The following is a 19566-nucleotide window of genomic DNA, read 5'->3' as shown; positions in this document are numbered from 1 at the left end:
TTTTTAGGGATACCCTCATTTTAAAAGGAATCCTTATTTTTGAGTGACTACATACTGGTATATATGATTTTTTCTAGAACACGATTTTTGTTTTTTTTTAGTATAAGCTACTGTATACTATTAGGAGTAGGAGTTCACAGTATAACTGCTCAAAAAAGTGAAATAGATACCGCTCAAGAATTTTTTGAAAAGGGAAGGTCTTATTACCGTAAAGAAAACTACAAAGAAAGTGTAGCGTATTATAAAAATGCAGAAGAAATTTTCAAAAAACTAGGAGAAGAAAAATCTTTATGCCTGACGTCTACCTTAAAAGGTCATGCCTATATGATGAATGATCAAAATCAGAAAGCTCTAGATGCTTATTATACGAGTTTAGCTATTGCTCAAAAAATAGGAGATTTGGATCAAGAAGCGATTGCAAATTCTGGTTTGGTATTGGTATATAAAAAAACAAATCAATTTGATAAAGCACTTAAGGTTTCTAGAAAAACATTACAATCAATTGATCAAACTTCTTTTAAAGATACTAAGATTCATGTAGATATAATAACAACTAATGTTGAAGTTTATTTGGATACAGAGCGATATGATTCTGTTGTATATTATGCCGATCAAGGGATAGCTATGAGTAAAATCTTAAACCATAAAGAAGGTCTGATAGATCTCTATATTAAAAAGGGAGTTGTGTTCTATTATCAAGAAGATTATGAGCAGTCCTTAGACTATTTATATAAAGCAGAAAAGATTTTACAAAATAATAATATCAACAATAGATTTTATCCCACAGTAAATAGTAACTATTTTGTAGCTAGTTGTTATTATCAACAACAGCTATATGATAAAGCGATTAATAGATTGTTACTAACCATAAAAGCCTCAGATAAAAATGATTTGCTAAAACTACCCGTACGACAATCCCATCTGTTACTAGCCAACTGTTATGCAGCTAAAAAAGATTTTGAACAATCTACCTATTGGCATGCTAAGTATTCAAGTCTAAATGAAGCTTATCAAAAGCGGAAGGATCAAACTGTTAATAAAATTTATGAAAAAGAAGCACAACAGTTAGAAGATGGCATTAAAGTATTACAATCTCAAAGAAATAAGGACAAAACAAGAACAACATATGCCTATGGTATTGCAGGTTTGCTGTTAGGGTGTCTCGTTATTTTGGTAGTGTTGTATAAGCGAAAGCAAAGATCAAATCAACGTATTTTTAATGAGTTATTGCAACAGATCACTGCTTTAGAAACAAAAGAAAAAGAAGTTGTTACAGTTAAAGAAACGACCAAAGAGATTGCTAAAGAGGTTGTAATTGATGAAGATACGGTTAATGAAATTCTTAAGGGTTTAGATCGATTAGAGCGACAAGAGTTTTTTTTACGGTCTGATTGTAATTTGCGTACCATAGCCAAAAAAGTAAAAACCAATGCGACCTATTTATCTAAAATTATTAATCTACATAAAAAGAAAAATTTTAACGACTATCTTAACGAGTTACGTATTGATTATGCCTTAAAACGATTAAAGAACGATAAAAAATTTAGAGCATTTTCTATCAAATCGATTGCGACCGAGATTGGGTATAAAAGTGATTACTCTTTTGCCAAACACTTTAAAACAAGAACAGGACTTAACCCATCCTATTATATCAAAAAAATAGCAAAACAAGAACATACTAGGGATCAGTTAGTTTAAAATAGTATCAATTTTGATAGTACGAGAAAGCTTGTCTTGATATGATTTATGGTGTTTTTTTTTGAAGTTATAAAAAATCAATACATTACTGTCTTAATAAAGGCAATTTTAAAAGCCATAAGAAATAAATTCTAAATACTAATGTTATGAAAACACACAAATCAAATGCTTTACGTTTACAAAAACTAACAGTTGCAAGAATTAATCCAGAAGCCTTACAAAGGCTTAAGGGTGGAACCAGTGTTGCTCCTTCAGTAAATGGAAATTGTGGTGGATCTCATCGTCCTGGTGTAAATGGTTTTGCTTGCCACCAGATAGTTCGTTAAGTTAAAAAAAAACTCTACAGAGTAACATCATAATTATAAATCCTATGAAAACTTATAAGTCAAATACTTTGTATTTAAAAAAATTAACCGTTGCAAGAATCAACTCAGATGCATTACAATTGCTTAAAGGGGGGAGTAGTTATCCTCCTACTACTAGCCCTGATGATTTGGGAACTATAAGAAGGCGAGGAGGCATGTGTCATCTACAGGCGCGTTAACTTTAAAAGTACATAAACAGAGTAACATCATAATTACAAACGCTATGAAAACACATAAATCAAATACTTTACAGTTAAAAAAACTAACGGTTGCAAGAATTAATCCAGAGACATTGCTATTGCTTAAAGGAGGGAGTAGTGTTCCTCCTAGTCTAAATAATGAAAGAGGAACAGCACGCCGTGTTAATGGGGCTTGTGTTCATATATATTAAGGTAAAATAGTATAGTACTAAACCTGCATCATCATGCAGGTTTTTTTATGTGTTTATTTTATCAAAATGCTCTTAAAAAGAAAACTCCTATTTTTGATTTGTTGTTTATCACAAGATCTATGATTTTTTTTAAAAGGCTTTTTTTTATCTGCTGTAGTATTTATACGGTAGTAGGGTATACTCAAGAAAAACGACTTATCATTCCTGATAGTATCGCTGTTATGCCATCAAACGTGCTAGGTAGTTATATTAAAAAAAATAACCCTCAAGAAGCTAAAATCTACGAGCGGGTGTTATCTAATCTTAAGGATCAGGATAGTGCTAAAACCAATACATATTATTATCTGGGACGCCATTTTACTACCCTAGAAAATTATGAACGTGGTGCCTATTATTATGGTCATGCAGCCAAAGCAGCAAAAGCTGCCACCTATGATCAGTTTTTGTATGCTATTTATACAAAAAAGGCCGAGGCATACCTAAAAGATTGGAAAAATCAAAAAGCACTAGACGTGTATGATACCATTTTAGCGATAGCAAAACAAAAGAAAAGCCGTAAGCATGAGATTATTGCAAATTCTGGGATTACGATTATTTTAAAAAGAACAAAACAACTAGATAAAGCACTTGTAATAGCTAAACATAACCTAAAACTGGTTGAAAATTCTGGGTACAAAAACAAAAAAAATCATGTTAATCTATATACCATTATTAGCGAGGTATATCTGGATCAAAAGAAGTATGATTCTGTAATACTATATGCAGATAAAGGTATTGCTATAGGTAACAGTATTAAACACCTTATTGGGGTTATTGATTTGTATACTAAAAAAGGAGCGGCATCCTTTTATCAAAATGATATTGCAACTGCTTTTAAGTACCTGGAGCAGGCAGCGTCACTTTTAAAAACCAATACCATTACAGATAAAAAATCTGTGGTTAATCTTAATTATTTTTTAGCAAATTGTTATGCCAAACAAAAGGAATATACAAAAGCCATCACACTACTAGAAGATAACCTAAGCAAGTTAGATGATAAAGATCCTAGAAATGTAAGAACATTAGATACGTATCGTTTATTAGCAGATAGCTATAAGGCAAGTGGTAACGACCAAAAGTTTGCGTTTTGGATTGATAAACATACACGATTAAGAGATAAATTTGTTGAGGCCAAAGACCAAACGGTTACTAAAATATATAAAAAGAATACGGATAAGTTAGGAGAGGAGATAGCTGTTCTTACCGATGCGCAACATAAAGAAAAGCAATCCAGAAATTATATGATCTTAATGTTTGCTGTAATCTTTATAGTGCTACTTAGTATTGTTGGGTATTATTACTTAAAATATAAAAAAAACAAATTACGTTTTGATGATCTAATCCAGAAAGTAAATACAACAACAGCTGAAGTTATAACAGATAAAAAAGCCAAAGAAGTTGTTATTGATGATGAAAAAGTAGCCCTTATTTTAAAAGGATTAGATCGATTAGAAGAGAAAGAATACTTTTTACATACAGATTGTACCTTGGGAGCTATGGCAAAAAGGGTAAAAATTAATACGACCTATCTATCTAAAATTATCAATATTCATAAGGAAAAGAGTTTTAATGAATATATTAATGATTTAAGAATCGAATATGTACTACAGCGATTACAAACCGATAAAAAATTTAGATCATTCTCGATCACCTCTATAGCATCAGAAATAGGGTATAAAAGTGATAATTCTTTTACAAAACATTTTAAAGCCAAAACAGGACTTAATCCATCATTTTATATCAAAGAAATTGAAAAGTTAGAAAAAACGATGGTATCCTAATAATCAAGTATAAAAGCACCTCAATTTTATGAATATGAGGTGCGCTAATTATGATGTTACTAATGTTACAAGTATCTTTTTTCAATAAAATTAACTTCGAGGTCAATTGTTTTTAATAACAAAGACTCTGCAAATTATCTTCATTATGAAAAAGAAACAAAAAAAGGGAATAGACTTAAGAAAACTAACTATAGCAAGGATTAATAATACAATGCTACTACAAATACAAGGAGGAGATTGTAATGTAACAACCGATGATACAGATACCCATAACAGTATTTGCGTTTGCGTTCCAACTCAGAATATTTTTTAGAAAAGCAACCTGTTTTTTTAATAAAGCTTATTAAGGATTTTTTCATATCCGCATATTCAATAATATGCGGATATGTTGTTTTTGTGCGATACAATATTGCAATACATTAGAGTCAGAAGATGGCTAAATGTGTTCGATTATTAATCTATTGATTATTGGTATTGATTTGTTTGTTTCTGTCGCCTCAAGCGGAGTCGAGAGGTGATTTTTAATCAAACCATTAGGTCTCGACTCCGCTTGGCTGGACTGATGGAAATAATAATCGAATTCAGATTGCTGGTTGTCTTTTGATTTTGGGGAAACCGAAAACCATAAATAGAGTAGGTATTGTATCTAAATTTTTATCATGAAAAAAACAATAAAAAAACTAGAACTTAAAAAGGTTACAATTTCGCAATTAGAAGCTAATGCTGTAAAAGGTGGTGGCACAGGGCCTACTGCTATAATGTGTAATAGTGTACCAAGACACTTAGGTGGTATTGGGTGCCATATGTTTTAATACTTTTCTAATTTAAAATCAAATCCATATGTTTTCAAAAATTTTAAACCTAAAAGATGTTCAACAATTGAACAAGAAACAACAAGAAACAATTAACGGTGGTATACAATTTCCGATTGGTTGTAGAACACGAAGAGACTGTTTTATTGTTACAGGAGAGTATGATTGGGCATGCTCTAGAAATCCTCATACGCATTCTGGAACTTGTGTTCCTTTATAATATGATAACATTAAATGTTGTACAAGCCCTGTTTTTACAGGGCTTTTTTTATTTGTAAATATTAGCTTTGATAACCTTAATCTCACTTTGTATAATTTCCTATCTTGCGATATTAGATATCAAGAATATTTAGTAATAGAATCATCTAAGCGGTTTCATCATACATGTCATATAAAAACTTCTCTAAATACGTTTTAAGAGCACCTTTATTCTCTTTTTCTTTTTATAAAAGTCTAACGCAGGACAAAACATTGTCTGAAGAAGCATTACAAAAAGTTTGTAATGATGCCGTGATTAAAGAGGCAATTTTTCTAGCATCACCTTCTTTATATACAGAGTTCGAAAAATGGCTTAAAGGAGACCTTAAAGATAAAGCAGCATCAGAACGTATGATGTATTCTGTATTAAAATATGTAAGCAGAATGTCTGCCAGATGTACGCCGTTTGGTTTATTTGCAGGAACAGCAGTAGGAGAGTTTTCTGAAAGGACTGCTATAGAGCTTCAGGAAAAAACAAAAAACGAACGCCATACGCGATTAGATATGAATTATCTGGTGGCGTTATCTCAGGATATTGTTAAGGATAAAACAATCAAGGATCAATTGTTGTTCTACCCCAATACTAGTATTTACAAAGCGGGACACCAATTACGTTATGTAGAATATACTTATGTTAATAGCCGAAGAACTCATCATATTGTTGCTGTCGAAGATTCTGAGTATTTGTCAAAAGTACTTACAAAAGCAAGCCAAGGAGCATTACTTTGTGACTTAGGAGAACTATTAGTTGATGACGAAATTACATTAGAAGAAGCTAATGGTTTTATTGACCAATTAGTAGAAAGTCAATTATTAATAAGTGAATTAGAGCCCTCGGTTTCTGGACCAGAGTTCCTGGATCAGTTATTGCCAGTTTTAAAAAAATTAAAGAATGCAGATCATTTTGTTACAGCATTAGAAGAGACACAAAAAGCTATTCATGCTATAGATCAAGGAATAGGAAATGTTGCCGAGGCTTATATGAAAATAGGCGAATCCTTAAAAACATTAGGAACTGGGTATGAGTTAAAATATATGTTTCAGACCGATATGGTGCTGACCCCAAAAACTAACACATTAGATAAAGATGTTTTACGAAAAGTAAGAAAAGCAATGTCTTTGTTTAATAAAATTACACCGCAGTCAAAAGAAACATTAATTACACAATTTAAATCAGCTTTTTATGAGCGTTATGAAGATCGCGAAGTGCCTTTGTCAAAAGCAATGGATGTTGAATTAGGAATAGGGTTTTTACAGGGTAATGATTCTGGTGATATTAGTAAATTGGTAGATGATTTAATATTGCCGAATAGAAATACAGGAGTAACATCAAGAGACATAAAATGGTCACCTATACATGCCATTCTTCAGAAAAAACTAATCAAATGTTTGCAAAACCAGGAGACAATCTTGTATATACAAGATGATGATTTTAAAGATTTCGAAAATAAATGGGATGATTTACCAGATACTATTTCTGCAATGGTTGAAATTATTGAAACTGATGAAGAACAAAAAATAGTAATGTCAAATGTAGGGGGCTCAAGTGCAGCAAATTTATTAGGGCGCTTTTGTCATGGAGATCCAAAACTTGATGCATATACGAGAGAGATTATTGCCACAGAAACAACAATGAATCCAGATAAAATCTTGGCAGAAATTGTACACTTACCAGAATCTAGAGTAGGTAATATTTTAATGCGCCCATCTTTTAGAGAATATGAGATTCCGTATTTGGCTAAATCTATTCTGACATCCGAAAAACAAATTACTCTGGACGATCTAATGCTCTCCACACGACCAAATGGTCCTATACGATTAAGATCAAAAAAATATAATAAGGAAGTGATTCCGTATCTGGCAAACGCACATAACTATTCTAATAACGCATTACCAATTTATCAGTTCTTGGCAAATATGCAAACTCAAAATTTAAGAGGCGGAGTAGGTTTTAATTGGGGGCCTTTGGCTGATGAATATGAATTTTTACCTAGAGTAGAATATTCAGGTGTAATTATATCTAGTGCAACTTGGAACATCACAATTAAAACGATCGATAAAATGCTAAAAAGTATGAGTGATGAAACACAATTAGTAACGCATTTTAATCAATTTAAGACAGAACAAAAGATCCCGCAATTTGTTCTTTTGGTAGATGGAGATAACGAGTTATTGATCAACACAGAAAATACAACTTCGATTAAAATGTTACTGGCAACGGTTAAAAAGAGAAGAGGTTTTATACTTAAAGAGTTTTTACATTCTGAAAATAGTATCGTAAAAGAGGGTAATAAAGGGTATACAAACCAAATCGTTTTGTCATTTTATAATGAACAAAAAATTAAAAATACAGCACCACAAAACCATGGATAAAGTACAAGGATCTTTTATTTTAGGTAGTGAATGGCTCTACTATAAAATATATACAGGCCCCAAAACCTCAGATTTGGTATTGACCGAAATTATAAAGCCAGAGGCAGAATGGTTACTAAGTAATAACATTATTGATCAATGGTTTTTTATAAGGTATTCAGATCCAAAACATCATATACGAGTACGATTTCATTTTAAAGATCTAGAAAACGTAGGTAAAGTAATCAATCGTTTGTATACAAAACTTAATGAATTTATTAATGAAGAAATGATCTGGAAAATCCAGATAGACACCTATCAAAGAGAACTCGAACGTTATGGTCATAAGACGATGGTGCAATCAGAAAAATTGTTTTTTTATGAGAGTAAAATGATCGTAGATTTCTTGGATATGATTGATGGGGATGAGGGAGAAGAATTGCGTTGGCTTTTTGGAGTTCGTGCAATTGACATGCTTCTTGATGATTTTGAGTATGATGACGATAGAAAATTAGCACTTTTAGAGAGACTTAAATTGGGTTTTGGAGCAGAATTTGGCATGAACAAAGCACTTAAAAAACAACTAGACAAAAAATTTAGAGAAGAAAAAGATAAAATAAATGATTTTTTGGTCTTTGAGAAAGAAATGAATCCTGATTACGTACCTATTATTGATGTGCTACAAGAAAAAAGTTTAGCTACTAAACCAATAGTAAAGACTATTTTGCCAATAGTAAGTAAAGAAAGATTAGATGATATAATGGGTAGTTATATTCATATGTTAATGAATAGATTGTTCAGGTCAAAAAATCGTTTACATGAAATGGTTATTTATGATCTTTTATATAGAACGTATAAAGTTGCTTGGGGTATTCGAAAATTTAAGAACACCGCCAAATCATAATTTTAATACACCAGAAATAACATTATTTCTGGTGTATTAGTTAAGATTTTCTAGTGCTCGCAGAACTAGATCTACGATCAATAATTCCGTCTTCAATATTTTTTCTCCATTTTGCAAGATCATCAGTTGCCGTGAAACTTCCTCCTTTTATGCTGGATAATGTAGTTCTATATAATTGATGGTTTTTTAGATTCTTCATCTCATATAAGTTTAAATAATTCTTCTCTAAGATAAAAGAATTTTTGTTGATGCTGTATGTACTTGTTTTCTTAATTATAACAGGGATCAATATGAAAAAAAACAAATTTTAAAAAATAAAAATAAATCGTATATTTACGTAGCATCATTTATAATACGATTAAAAATAAATGACGTTTACCCCTTAACGTTAAAAACTATACCTCAACGTTTTTTACAACAGTTTTTATAAATTTATTTGTTTAAAAGAACAAAACGATAGTGTACTTGCTTTTTTAGATAATAGCACTTTTAGTAAACTATGATGTCGTTTACGTAGTAAACAAGTGAATTTTATAAGTATAATAAGATAACCAACCCTAAAGGAATAATTGGTGTAAATTCTTTAGTGGTATAATCAAAGTAATGAATTTTTTTTATCCCAAAACGCTGCACCAATGTTGTTGCAAAGGATCCCCATTTTAAGTAATGGGGATCCTTTTATGCCATTTTTATCATAGTATTATAAAAATGTGTAAATGGATTTTGTACTATTTATAATTCATCTTTTCAATAATTTGATGTTTTAATTTTTTGTAATGTACCCTTTAAATTTTTTAGGATTTTTTTAAGTAATTATTACCATACGTTTAAGTCTTTTAAAAAGAATAAGTGATAAAGTGTTTGTTTACAATAGGTTAATAGTATTGATCTTTGAAAATAAATAGTTAGGTAAGGAAGAAGACCCTAAAAAAAGGGTGTATTCCCCCCTGTTAAGTACTTGTAATTCAAAAAATATTTCTTGAATTTTATCATGCTTATTCAATCATCTTTTACTCTTAAAAACAACCACTACCTAATGAACACAAAAATCAAAAGCACTCACCCAATTTCTCTAAATGACCCCAGTTTTATTTCAAAATTTTCTGAAATCTTTAAAACATGTGACCAGTCAAGAAATTTAATGATAAGTATTTGTAATGTCGAAAAAAACAATTTTGTTTATTGTAATAAGATGTTACAACAAAAAATAGGAAAACATTCTACAGCACTATTACAAAAAGGATGGGATTTTTGGTTTTCAATAATTGATTCAAATGAATCATCGCGAATTAAAAACAAAATAGTTGATTTTTTTTCAAGTGCAAAAGATCAACAATTGCTATCTCTCAAGTATCATATTACAAACTTTTTTAAAGAAAGAATATGTATGAAACACGAAATTCTATTGTTTACTATAGAAGGAGAAACATTAGCTTTAAATTATTATTTTGACGTATCAGAAAAAGAAAAAATAGAACGCTGTCTTAATTTTAAAAAAGTAGATAAAAAATGTGTTTTATCAAAGAGGACAGAAACATATATATCGTCTAGAGAAGAGCAAGTTTTAAAACTTATTGCCGATGGTTTTTCTTCAAAACAAATAGCAGATAAACTTTTTATTAGTAATCACACTGCGGTGTCTCATCGTAAGCATTTGATTGAGAAATTTGAAGTAAAAAATACAGCTCATCTCATTAAAAAAGCTTCCAAAATTATAGAGTTATAAGATAACTTCCTTATGCACATTGGAATAGTATAAGATCAGAAGTTGTTAAAATCCCCATTTTTGGGGATTGATTTTCACAAGAATATTTTAAATATTGTAACTGTATTACCCCATTGCTAAAATATTAGCAATACACCGAAAAAATACCTGATAGTTTATCTAGGTGTTCTAGTAGTAGATTTTTACCCCTCATTACAAATTGAAATCGTAGTAATTATGATAGGATCTGCCTTAAAACTATTAAGGGATGAATTAAGCACGTACGTCATTTCCAATAAAAGACCTGACGATACTACTATTGAAAATAAAGACATTATCCTACACAATATATCATTGATGGAAGGAGAGTCTCAGGGTGAACTTAGCAATAAGATTGTTATAACTCTGGTTAATACAGAAGAAGAAAGTACCTTAAAAAATGGAAGTCACATCTTGAGAACACTCAATGGAGTAAAATATGTCGAACCTCCGGTTTTTTTAAATCTTTACATTCTTATTTCAGCTACCTTAGGTCAAGAAACAGATGCCTACGAATTAGCATTACAACGGCTGTCATTGGTAATTCAATTTTTTCAAGCAAAGAAAAGCTTTACCATTAAGAACTCACCGTTTTCATCAATAGCTAGCGATACTAATATTTCACAAGAAGATAAGGATGAGGTGCGCCTTAATGTAGAACTATACACCTTAACATTTGAGCAAATAAATCACTTATGGGGCTCACTAGGAGGCAAGCAAGTACCTTTTGCCATGTATAAAATAAGACTAGTTAAAATAGATGAGAAAACTAGTATAGTGGCGCCAGTGATAGAAGAAATAGAAAATCGAGAATCTCAAATAAACTAAGATGAGCACTATAATTTTTAAACGATTGTTTGAGGTCAGAGTACTACATGATTATTTTCTCACTTCTGTCGATGGTTCTTCTTTTTTTGACAAGACAGAAATAGAGAAGGATGATGAAATATCAAAAAAACTCACTAATAAGATATATGATGTACAAGATTTATTTTCGATAGAACCTGTTGGTGATACAATCAAGAGAATGAGTGAGTATAAGTTAAAAATAGCTAAAACTGCATTAGGTTTTTTTATAGGAACAGAAGTTAAGGTAGAGAATAGAGCTGGTGAGACATTATATAAGCCGCGCTTTGAGATCGGGACAGACGTAAACTTAACGTTTTCGATTAAGCCTACAGTCCCTTTGTTTACTAGTATTACAAACATAAGTCTTCGCCCGCCATTACCATCAATATATTATTTAACTAATAAAGGAAAAGATAAATTCGAAGATCCTATAGACCCTACTCATATAGCATTACCAATTTCTAACAAAACTAGTAGTCCGCAAGAAGGAAAAACCTATGAAATGGGAGCCGTTTTGGATTTTGCAGGAACGATTAGAGAGGCAAGACAATATACAGACGGTACAGATCCAAATCATTGGGATGACGTTGCCGAGAAGCGATTTGTTAATGATGCAGACAGAGTATTACTCCCTCATGTTTTTGCTTATAAATTTAAAAGCTCTCAAAATGTTACCGAAGTAGATTTTGTACTTGAAAATGAGAGTAATACCGTGATTAAAACAATATCAAAAGTTGGAACTGAAGTATTAGAAACAATTCGTTTAGATTTTACAAAGGTAGATGATAATGATCCAGATTCTGATGCTATTCCTGCAGGAATGTATATGCTAAAGGTAAAGACCAATGTATTTCCTGAGATCACATATCAACTTTATCTAAATGATGTGCTTTATAATAGAAATCACTTAGCCATAATCGACATACGATTTGATGAAAAAGAAGAACCTTATAGCCTTTTGGATGCAGAAAATTTTCTTAAAACCAGAATTGATGCTGCTGACCAAAAAATATCCCATCCTGTATATGAGGTAAGGTTTAAAAATCGAAAAACATATTGGAGATACAATAATGAAGGAGGTTTTAGTGAAGATGATGTAGATGCAACTTCTGCATTTCTAAAACCAGATCCCATTATTGACCCTAAGAAACTAGTTTCCGAAAACCCAAAAGGGTTAACAGAGACTTTAGTGCCTTTTATAAATGGAGGAACACTAGTATTACCTCATCCCAGAATGCCCGCTATTAAAATAGAGAAAGAAAGAATTTTCTCTGAGATCTTTATTAATAAATCAAACAGATTGTTGAATAATTAAATGGAACTTTTTATAAAAATGATATTATGAATTACAAAACACCAGGAGTTTATATAGAAGAAATTCCAAAACTTCCGCCATCGATTGCACAGGTCGATACGGCTATTCCTGCCTTTATAGGATACACAGAAAAAGCAGCAGATGAAAGAACAGGCCAAGTACTAATAAATGAACCCGAAAGAATTAGTTCTTTACTAGAGTATGAACGTCTTTTTGGTAACCCATTTGCAGAAACTGGATTATCTGTGATAATAAACGAAAATACCACTCCACCAATAGTACAAGCTTCTATAGGAGATGCATCAAAATATAAAATGTACTATGCATTGCAAATGTTTTTTGCTAATGGTGGTGGACCATGTTGGATAGTTTCTGTTGGAGATTATTCTACAGGAGGTGTAAGTTTTGTTGATCTTCAAGAAGGACTAAATGCAACAGAAAAAGTTGATGAAATTACACTTTACGTATATCCGGATGCACAAGGATTAACAAGTTCTGATGATTTTTATAATTTATATAAAGCGTCATTAGATATGTGTGTAGAGTTACAAGACCGTTTTACGGTAATGGATATTTGGCCAGATCCTAGTGAGCCTGATTTATTAAAGCATATCGATACTATGCGTTCATCTGCAGTAGGTTCTGAAGAGAATATATTAAAGTACGGAGCGACATATTTTCCTAATGTAGAGACTATCTTAGATTACTACTACGGAGGAGAAGGCTCTGGTGATGCAAATGTTACAATTGATAGTAGTGGTCCATTAGCGGGAACTTTAGCAGAACTTAGATCTAAAGATAATGCACTGTATTTTCAAGCACAAAATGCACTTAGAAATTTACCATTAGAAATGTCTCCATCTGGCGCAGTTGTAGGACAATACGCAGCTGTCGATTCTTCAAGAGGAGTATGGAAAGCTCCAGCTAATGTAAATATGGATTTTGTAATCAAACCGGTTTTAAAGGTTACAGATAAGCAACAAGAAAACCTAAACGTAGATACTACAGGTGGTAAATCTGTTAATGTAATACGCTCATTTGTAGGTCGTGGCCCAGCAATAATTTGGGGAGGAAGAACTTTGGCAGGTAATAGTAACGAATGGCGTTATGTATCGGTTAGAAGATTCTTTAATATGGTTGAAGAGTCAGTTAAAAAAGCAAGTGTACAATTTGTTTTTGAACCTAATGATCTTAATACCTGGTCTAGAGTTAAATCAATGATTGATAATTTCTTGGTACAACAATGGCGAGCGGGAGCCTTAATGGGAACAACTCCAGAGCAAGCATTTTTTGTAAAAGTTGGACTTAACGAAACGATGGACGAAGTAGATATTTTAGAAGGTAGAATGATCGTAGAAATAGGAATGGCAGTAGTAAGACCAGCTGAGTTTATCATTTTAAGGTTTAGCCATAAAATGTTATCCGAGTAAAATTAATAAACTGTAAAAATATTAAATATGGCTAGCAAGAATAATAATGACAGTAACACTTCGCGAAATGCCGATACGGTAATTTGTGAAAGTCTGAAAGTCATTAAAAATGATAAAAAGACTGCAGCAAGCTTGTATGTTGCTAATGAGATACTTAGAAGGTCTAAAAAAGCAGCGCGCAGGTATAAAGTGTGTGGTTTAGATAAAGCACAAGAATCTCAAGGGGTATATGAAGATATCATGAGTTGTGTTACTATAGGGAGCAGCAAAAAAACCGAAATCATCCAAAAAAATGTAAACGAGTATACTAAAAAGGATGATGAGATAGAAAAACTGATTAAAGAGTCTTCGAAATTATTAAATGAAATGAGACTCAAAATCGAAGATGCTCATAATGCAGCATGTGCAATGTCTAACTGTTTTGAAAATAAGATTTTACCAAAAACAGGAAAATCTACAAAAGATGGTGAGAAAGCAGATGTTCATGAGGATTTACAAAAGATTTTGCAAAAGACTAAAGAACTTAATGAAAAAGGCCAAAATGCTTTTGATTCTTCAGTTACCATTGCAGGAATCCAAACGTTTACCAATACACATAGTCTTAATGACTTTATGGCAAAATTATCAGCGGCCATGGGTACCTTTAAAAGTACGGTAGAACAAAACATCACTTCAACTTCTGGAGATGTAACCGTATGCAGAGAAGAACTTAATGTAATCGAAGAAGAATTAGCACAAGTTGTTTGTGATAAAAAGACAGAAGCTGTCAAGTATCAAGGTCTTGAGGATGTTATCGATTATGTATGTAAAGGAAAATATAATGATGACCTTTTAGACTTATGTCGAGAAACTCGAGATTGTTATGATGCAGATCATGATAATTATGATGCAAGAAAAAAAGGTAGACTTCAAAAAAGACAAACCATAGACAGGGATTAGTAAATAGCAATAATTAGAAAAAATAATATACTCATGATAGATTTTTTGAAAGACAAAGCCTGCTGTGTAGACGGAGGCAGCGATGATCCAGAAGCTAGAGAATGCCTGGATAAGTGGAAAGAAAAATTAGAAGAAGTAAGTAATAAGTATAATGAATTAAGTGCCGAAACATCAAAAGATGAAGAAGAGTACTTAAATTCATTAGGCTGGGAGAAAAGACTTATCAACTGGAACGAACTTATAAAAGATACCGATGATAAGGCCGATATTATTGTAAAAGAATTAAACTTCTTTTTAGAACAAGCCAAAATCGTATGTGATAATTCAGAAGTAACAACTGAAGCGATAGAGAAATTATTAGGATTGGTGAAATCAATTTTTGATTGCTTTTTTACCTACAAAGATTCTAATGAAGGCTTAAAAGAACAAATCATCAATTTTAAAAAGGCAGTAGAATGTCTTAAGAATGCAAGTGACGAAGATAAAGCAGAAGTTCTTGCTTGTATCTTGGTATATGAGCAAAAAATCACTCTTGTATGTGATATGCAAGATGCGGTGTTAAAAAAGCTTTTAGAGACCTTTAAGTGTGCTAATCTTTTATCATCTTCAATATGCGCGCATGGCGGATTAGAGGATAAATTAGAGGATATGCTAGATGTTTTCTGTGGTACATCATGGGGGCAAGGAGGATTCGAGGGGAATAGCTCAAGAAAAATCCAGGAAGAAGGAGATGACGATGACGATGATGATAAAAAGAAAAAAGGTCGTAAAAAGAAACCACATCATGATCACGACCATGATCACCATCATCATTATGCATATCCATGTAACGACTGGCTTGTTAAGCCAATGCCAAGATTCCCAATTAGTGAAAGTGATTATTATAAGCAACTAGAGCAAAATTTAGGAGTAGCAATGGATAAGACAGATCATTTAGAAGAAGAGTGGATTAAAAGCAAGAAAAAGAGTGATAAATATTTATCGCACAAAACAAGTCTTATCGAAGCAATCACAGCTGCCGAAGCTGCTGAAAGCGGAAAATAATTTTAAACTAAAAAGTATAATTACTAAATAATAATAATATGGCAGCAATAGGCGATTACCCAATTCCAAAGTTTCATTTCCAAGTAGAATGGGGTGATGGTTTTAGAATCGGATTTACTGAAGTAAGTGGATTGGATTTCGAAACTGAAGTTATAGAATACAGAGAAGGAAGCAGTAAAAAGTATAATAAATCAAAACAACCTGGTCTTACTAAATATAGTAATGTAACTCTAAAAAGAGGAACATTTCAAGGCGATTTTGACTTTTTTACAGAGTGGCAAAAGACATACTTGTTTCAAGAAGGAAATGATACAGGTTCTTTATTTAGACGACCAGTTACTATTAAACTGTTAAACGAAAATCATGAACCGATTATCACTTGGATCTTAGAGAATGCTTGGCCAAGCAAAGTACAATCTACAGATTTAAAAGCAGATGCTAATGAAGTTGCTATTGAAACAATGGAATTAGTGCATGAAGGATTAACAATTCTGGAAGCTAAGTAATAAGAATAATAACAGCAGAATAAGTAGCGATGCACCAAATAGTTGGTTTTTATTTTAGAGTGTCTTTTCTAAACTTACCTAAAGGTAAAGATGTAGATGTACAGTTTCAATCTGTAGCAGGTCTGGATGTTCAAATCGAAAAAGAATCTTTGAAAGAAGGAGGAGAAAATAGATTTGAACACAGTCTTCCGGGTAGAAGAAAGTATACAACCTTGACCTTAAAAAGAGGAATTATAAGCCCTAAAGAGTCGGGGTTAACATCTTGGTGTCAGGATGCTTTTCAAAATATGAACATCGCCCCTATTAGCACAGTCAATGTAGAATTACTGAATGAAAATCAAACAGTACTAATGCAATGGCAACTTGCTCATGTCTGGCCCGTAAGCTGGAAAGTAGGAGAGCTTAATGCAGAAAAAGGAGAAGTGTTAATCGAAACCTTAGAACTTAATTACAACTACTATAACCTAGTATCTGTAAGCTAAAAAATCATGAAACTATGCCCATAGAAATTAGAGAGTTGATCATTAAGACTACGGTAAATAATACTACCAGTACGACCGGATCTGCAAATAACGCAGCTGGAGGAGGTATAGAAGAATCACAAATTAATGAGATCGCAGATAAGATTTTTGAGATCATCAAAGAAAAATCAGAACGATAATGGAAGGTAACGGTCATTTAATAAAAGTATTGATTCATGTCTTTGATGATCAAGATTTTCAAATACCTTCAAAGATATCTCCTAATCCGATCTCTTTGCCTGTGAACCCAGAGAGTTTTACTCGTAATTTTAAAGTAGAATTAAATCAACAACAAGGTCAAGGTAATCAAGGTACAGATTCTGATTTTAAAGCAACAGCACCAGAAGAATTAAAGTTGGACTTTATTTTTGATGGTACAGACACTATCCAAGGGTATAAGTATAATAATAACAAGAAATCTGTAAAAGATCAGCTTAAGCTTTTTATGGATGCCGTTTACAATATGAACGGAGAAATACATCGTCCGCATTTTTTACAAGTGCAATGGGGTGAATTTATGTTTCCTTGTATCCTTACAAATCTGGATTTAAATTATACGTTATTTCAACCTAATGGAGATCCTTTACGTGTTAAAGTAAGTGCTAGTTTTTTAAACTATGTCGCCCAAAGAGAACGAGTTGCCAGAGAAGGAAAAAAATCTCCTGATCTTACTCATGTGCGACAAGTTAAAGGAGGTGATAGACTAGATAATATGACATTTGATATTTATAATAATGTTAAATATGTCACTCAGATCGCGAAGGCAAATGGTTTAACTTCTTTTAGAAAGATTGCTCCTGGTACAGAATTAGTTTTTCCACCATTAGATAAAACAAGCTCATGAAAGATAGAGAAATACCAATTGATGTATCATATAACGTATCCACCTTTGATATACTCGTAGATGGAAACGTTGTAGATCCTGGATATCAAATATTGTCTATTTCTATTTCAAAAGAGATTAATAGAATACCTACGGCTAAAATTGTTATTAAGGATGGAGACGCTTCTTCAGAAACTTTTAAAATAAGTGAAGAAGAAGATTTTATTCCTGGTAAATCAATAGTGGTAAAAGTTGGTAGAGATGGAGAAAATGTTCAATTGTTTAAAGGAATCATTATTAAGCATGCTATAAAAGCACTTGAAAGTGGTGATACCAGATTGGTCCTAGATTGCAGAGATGAATCTGTAAAAATGACTCTCGGTCGTCATAACTTCTATTATGAAGAACGAAAGGATAGTGAAATTATCGAAGAAATCATAGGAAGATATTCGGGCTTAAGTAAAGATATTGAAGCTACTGGAATTAAACATCTGGAAATGGTGCAACATCATGTAACCGATTGGGATTTTATGTTGATGAGAGCAGAAGCTAATGCAAAATTAGTAATGGTCGATGATGGTAAAATCACAATTAAAAAACCAGAAACTAATGAAGATGCAGCATTAGCAGTACTATTTGGATCTACATTAATAGATTTTGAAGCCGAAATGGATGCCAGAAATCAATGGAAATCTGTAGAAGCAAAATCTTGGGATTATGGTGGGCAAGCCATGTTTGAAACTGTTACAGATAGTGTACCTATAAACGAACTAGGAAATGTTAATGGGGATCAATTGGCTGCAGATATTAGCCCTGATCAATACGAACTTAGACATACTGGGCAAGTATTAGAAGAAGAGTTAACAGAGTGGACTAAAGCTACATTACAAAGAAGTAGATTGTCAAAAATTCGGGGAAGAGCAAAATTTGTAGGCTTTGGAGAAATTAAACCAGGGCAAATGATCGAACTGCAAGGACTAGGTACAAGATTTACCGGTAATGCATATGTTTCTGCAATACGACATGAAGTGTATAAAGGTTCGTGGTATACACATGCACAATTTGGATTAGACCCCGATTGTTATGCACATATTCATAAAGCGATAGCTGATATACCAGCAGCAGGTTTAGTGCCAGCAATTAATGGTCTCCAAATAGGTAAAGTGGTTCAATTAGAAAATGATCCAGAAGGTGAAAATAGAATCTTAGTAAGATTACCAATTATTGATAACTCTGCCAGAGGAGTATGGGCAAGAATAGCAACCCTAGATGCTGGTGAAAATAGAGGTTCATTTTTTTTACCAGAAATAGAAGATGAGGTTATCGTTGGGTTTTTAAATGACGATCCACGCGAAGCTATTGTCTTAGGAATGCTAAATAGTAGTGCAAAGCCTGCACCGATAGAAGCACAAGATGTAAATCACGAAAAAGGAATAGTAACACGGTCAGGAATGCGATTGCATTTTCATGATGATACCAAAACAATTACCATAGATACTCCTGCAGGAAATAGTATCATATTAGATGAAGATACTACTTCAATTACGATTACCGATCAGAATGACAATTTTGCGAAATTGAATCCTGATGGTATTGAAATTAATAGTCCGGGAGATATAAAAATTGAAGCTTCTGGAAATATTGATATCAAAGCGGGAATGAATATGACTTTAGAAGCAACTCAAATATCGGCAAAAGCAAGTGCCAGTATGGAAGTAAAAGGAGCAACTACATCAGTTTCAGCTGATGGGATAACCGAGATAAAAGGGTCTTTAGTAAACATAAACTAATAAAA

General features: G+C 32.3%; 22 protein-coding genes. 21 read left to right on the top strand and 1 reads right to left on the bottom strand.

From position 1 onward, the window contains the following. Positions 1-63 precede the first annotated feature (63 nt). The 10 genes from D1816_RS14830 to D1816_RS14800 all read left to right on the top strand — a co-directional run bounded on the left by D1816_RS14830 (position 64) and on the right by D1816_RS14800 (position 8600). Positions 64-1698: a helix-turn-helix domain-containing protein gene (locus tag D1816_RS14830; RefSeq protein WP_118503822.1), complete on the top strand. Its 1635-nt coding sequence runs from the start codon at positions 64-66 to the stop codon at positions 1696-1698. A gap of 146 nt (positions 1699-1844) precedes the next feature. Continuing rightward, positions 1845-2024 carry a class I lanthipeptide gene (locus tag D1816_RS14825; protein ID WP_066320072.1) on the top strand — a complete coding sequence of 60 codons (180 nt, stop codon included), beginning with the start codon at positions 1845-1847 and terminating at the stop codon, positions 2022-2024. Positions 2025-2068: 44 nt separating this feature from the next. Then, complete coding sequence (locus D1816_RS25740) at positions 2069-2242, top strand: hypothetical protein (protein WP_158597829.1); 174 nt, start codon at positions 2069-2071, stop codon at positions 2240-2242. Positions 2243-2286: 44 nt separating this feature from the next. Further along, complete coding sequence (locus D1816_RS14820; protein ID WP_157766225.1) at positions 2287-2454, top strand: hypothetical protein; 168 nt, start codon at positions 2287-2289, stop codon at positions 2452-2454. Positions 2455-2573: 119 nt separating this feature from the next. Beyond that, entirely contained in the window at positions 2574-4274 is a 1701-nt protein-coding gene (locus D1816_RS14815; RefSeq protein ID WP_158597828.1) for a helix-turn-helix domain-containing protein, read from the top strand. Between the two features lie 145 nt (positions 4275-4419). Then, entirely contained in the window at positions 4420-4587 is a 168-nt protein-coding gene (locus tag D1816_RS25735) for a hypothetical protein (RefSeq protein WP_157766227.1), read from the top strand. Between the two features lie 346 nt (positions 4588-4933). Continuing rightward, a complete protein-coding gene (locus D1816_RS25730; protein WP_158597827.1) occupies positions 4934-5086 on the top strand; it encodes a hypothetical protein in 153 nt (50 codons plus the stop codon). 28 nt (positions 5087-5114) lie between these two features. Continuing rightward, positions 5115-5306, top strand: a complete 192-nt coding sequence (locus tag D1816_RS14810) for a hypothetical protein (protein ID WP_066320078.1) — start codon at positions 5115-5117, stop codon at positions 5304-5306. 164 nt (positions 5307-5470) lie between these two features. After that, a complete protein-coding gene (locus D1816_RS14805) occupies positions 5471-7717 on the top strand; it encodes a lantibiotic dehydratase family protein (protein ID WP_118503816.1) in 2247 nt (748 codons plus the stop codon). Further along, entirely contained in the window at positions 7710-8600 is an 891-nt protein-coding gene (locus D1816_RS14800) for a thiopeptide-type bacteriocin biosynthesis protein (protein WP_158597826.1), read from the top strand. The genes D1816_RS14805 and D1816_RS14800 overlap by 8 nt, the downstream gene beginning before the upstream one ends. 40 nt (positions 8601-8640) lie before the next feature. Here the strand turns inward: D1816_RS14800 and D1816_RS25725 are convergent, their stop codons facing one another. Beyond that, complete coding sequence (locus tag D1816_RS25725) at positions 8641-8799, bottom strand: hypothetical protein (protein WP_157766229.1); 159 nt, start codon at positions 8797-8799, stop codon at positions 8641-8643. Between the two features lie 837 nt (positions 8800-9636). On the opposite strand from D1816_RS25725, the gene D1816_RS14795 reads away from it, so the two are divergent. From D1816_RS14795 to vgrG, 11 genes are all read left to right on the top strand, one after another. Further along, positions 9637-10326, top strand: coding sequence for a response regulator transcription factor (locus D1816_RS14795; RefSeq protein WP_118503812.1), 690 nt, complete (start codon positions 9637-9639; stop codon positions 10324-10326). A gap of 216 nt (positions 10327-10542) precedes the next feature. Next, positions 10543-11172, top strand: a complete 630-nt coding sequence (locus D1816_RS14790) for a DUF4255 domain-containing protein (RefSeq protein ID WP_066320090.1) — start codon at positions 10543-10545, stop codon at positions 11170-11172. A gap of 1 nt (position 11173) precedes the next feature. Next, a complete protein-coding gene (locus D1816_RS14785; protein ID WP_118503810.1) occupies positions 11174-12508 on the top strand; it encodes a hypothetical protein in 1335 nt (444 codons plus the stop codon). Positions 12509-12534: 26 nt separating this feature from the next. Further along, on the top strand, positions 12535-13938 hold the full coding sequence (locus D1816_RS14780; protein ID WP_066320095.1) for a phage tail sheath C-terminal domain-containing protein: 1404 nt from the start codon (positions 12535-12537) through the stop codon (positions 13936-13938). 27 nt (positions 13939-13965) lie between these two features. Further along, positions 13966-14877 (top strand): hypothetical protein, encoded by a 912-nt coding sequence (locus tag D1816_RS14775; protein WP_118503808.1) that lies wholly within the window; start codon positions 13966-13968, stop codon positions 14875-14877. 33 nt (positions 14878-14910) lie between these two features. Beyond that, positions 14911-15921: a hypothetical protein gene (locus D1816_RS14770; RefSeq protein WP_066320099.1), complete on the top strand. Its 1011-nt coding sequence runs from the start codon at positions 14911-14913 to the stop codon at positions 15919-15921. A 38-nt stretch (positions 15922-15959) separates the two neighbouring features. Further along, on the top strand, positions 15960-16427 hold the full coding sequence (locus tag D1816_RS14765; RefSeq protein ID WP_066320102.1) for a phage tail protein: 468 nt from the start codon (positions 15960-15962) through the stop codon (positions 16425-16427). 29 nt (positions 16428-16456) lie between these two features. Beyond that, positions 16457-16909 carry a phage tail protein gene (locus tag D1816_RS14760; RefSeq protein ID WP_066320103.1) on the top strand — a complete coding sequence of 151 codons (453 nt, stop codon included), beginning with the start codon at positions 16457-16459 and terminating at the stop codon, positions 16907-16909. Positions 16910-16923: 14 nt separating this feature from the next. Then, positions 16924-17088 (top strand): DUF5908 family protein, encoded by a 165-nt coding sequence (locus tag D1816_RS25720; protein ID WP_157766230.1) that lies wholly within the window; start codon positions 16924-16926, stop codon positions 17086-17088. Beyond that, a complete protein-coding gene (locus tag D1816_RS14755; RefSeq protein WP_066320104.1) occupies positions 17088-17792 on the top strand; it encodes a hypothetical protein in 705 nt (234 codons plus the stop codon). The genes D1816_RS25720 and D1816_RS14755 overlap by 1 nt, the downstream gene beginning before the upstream one ends. Next, entirely contained in the window at positions 17789-19561 is a 1773-nt protein-coding gene (vgrG, locus tag D1816_RS14750) for a type VI secretion system tip protein VgrG (RefSeq protein ID WP_066320106.1), read from the top strand. Before D1816_RS14755 ends, vgrG begins: the two co-directional genes overlap by 4 nt. The last annotated feature ends 5 nt before the right edge of the window (positions 19562-19566 follow it).

This window comes from Aquimarina sp. AD10, assembly GCF_003443715.1.
Lineage (GTDB): Bacteria > Bacteroidota > Bacteroidia > Flavobacteriales > Flavobacteriaceae > Aquimarina > Aquimarina aggregata.
The sequence above is the reverse complement of the archived record's forward strand: the minus strand, read 5'-3'. Positions and strand labels throughout refer to the sequence as shown.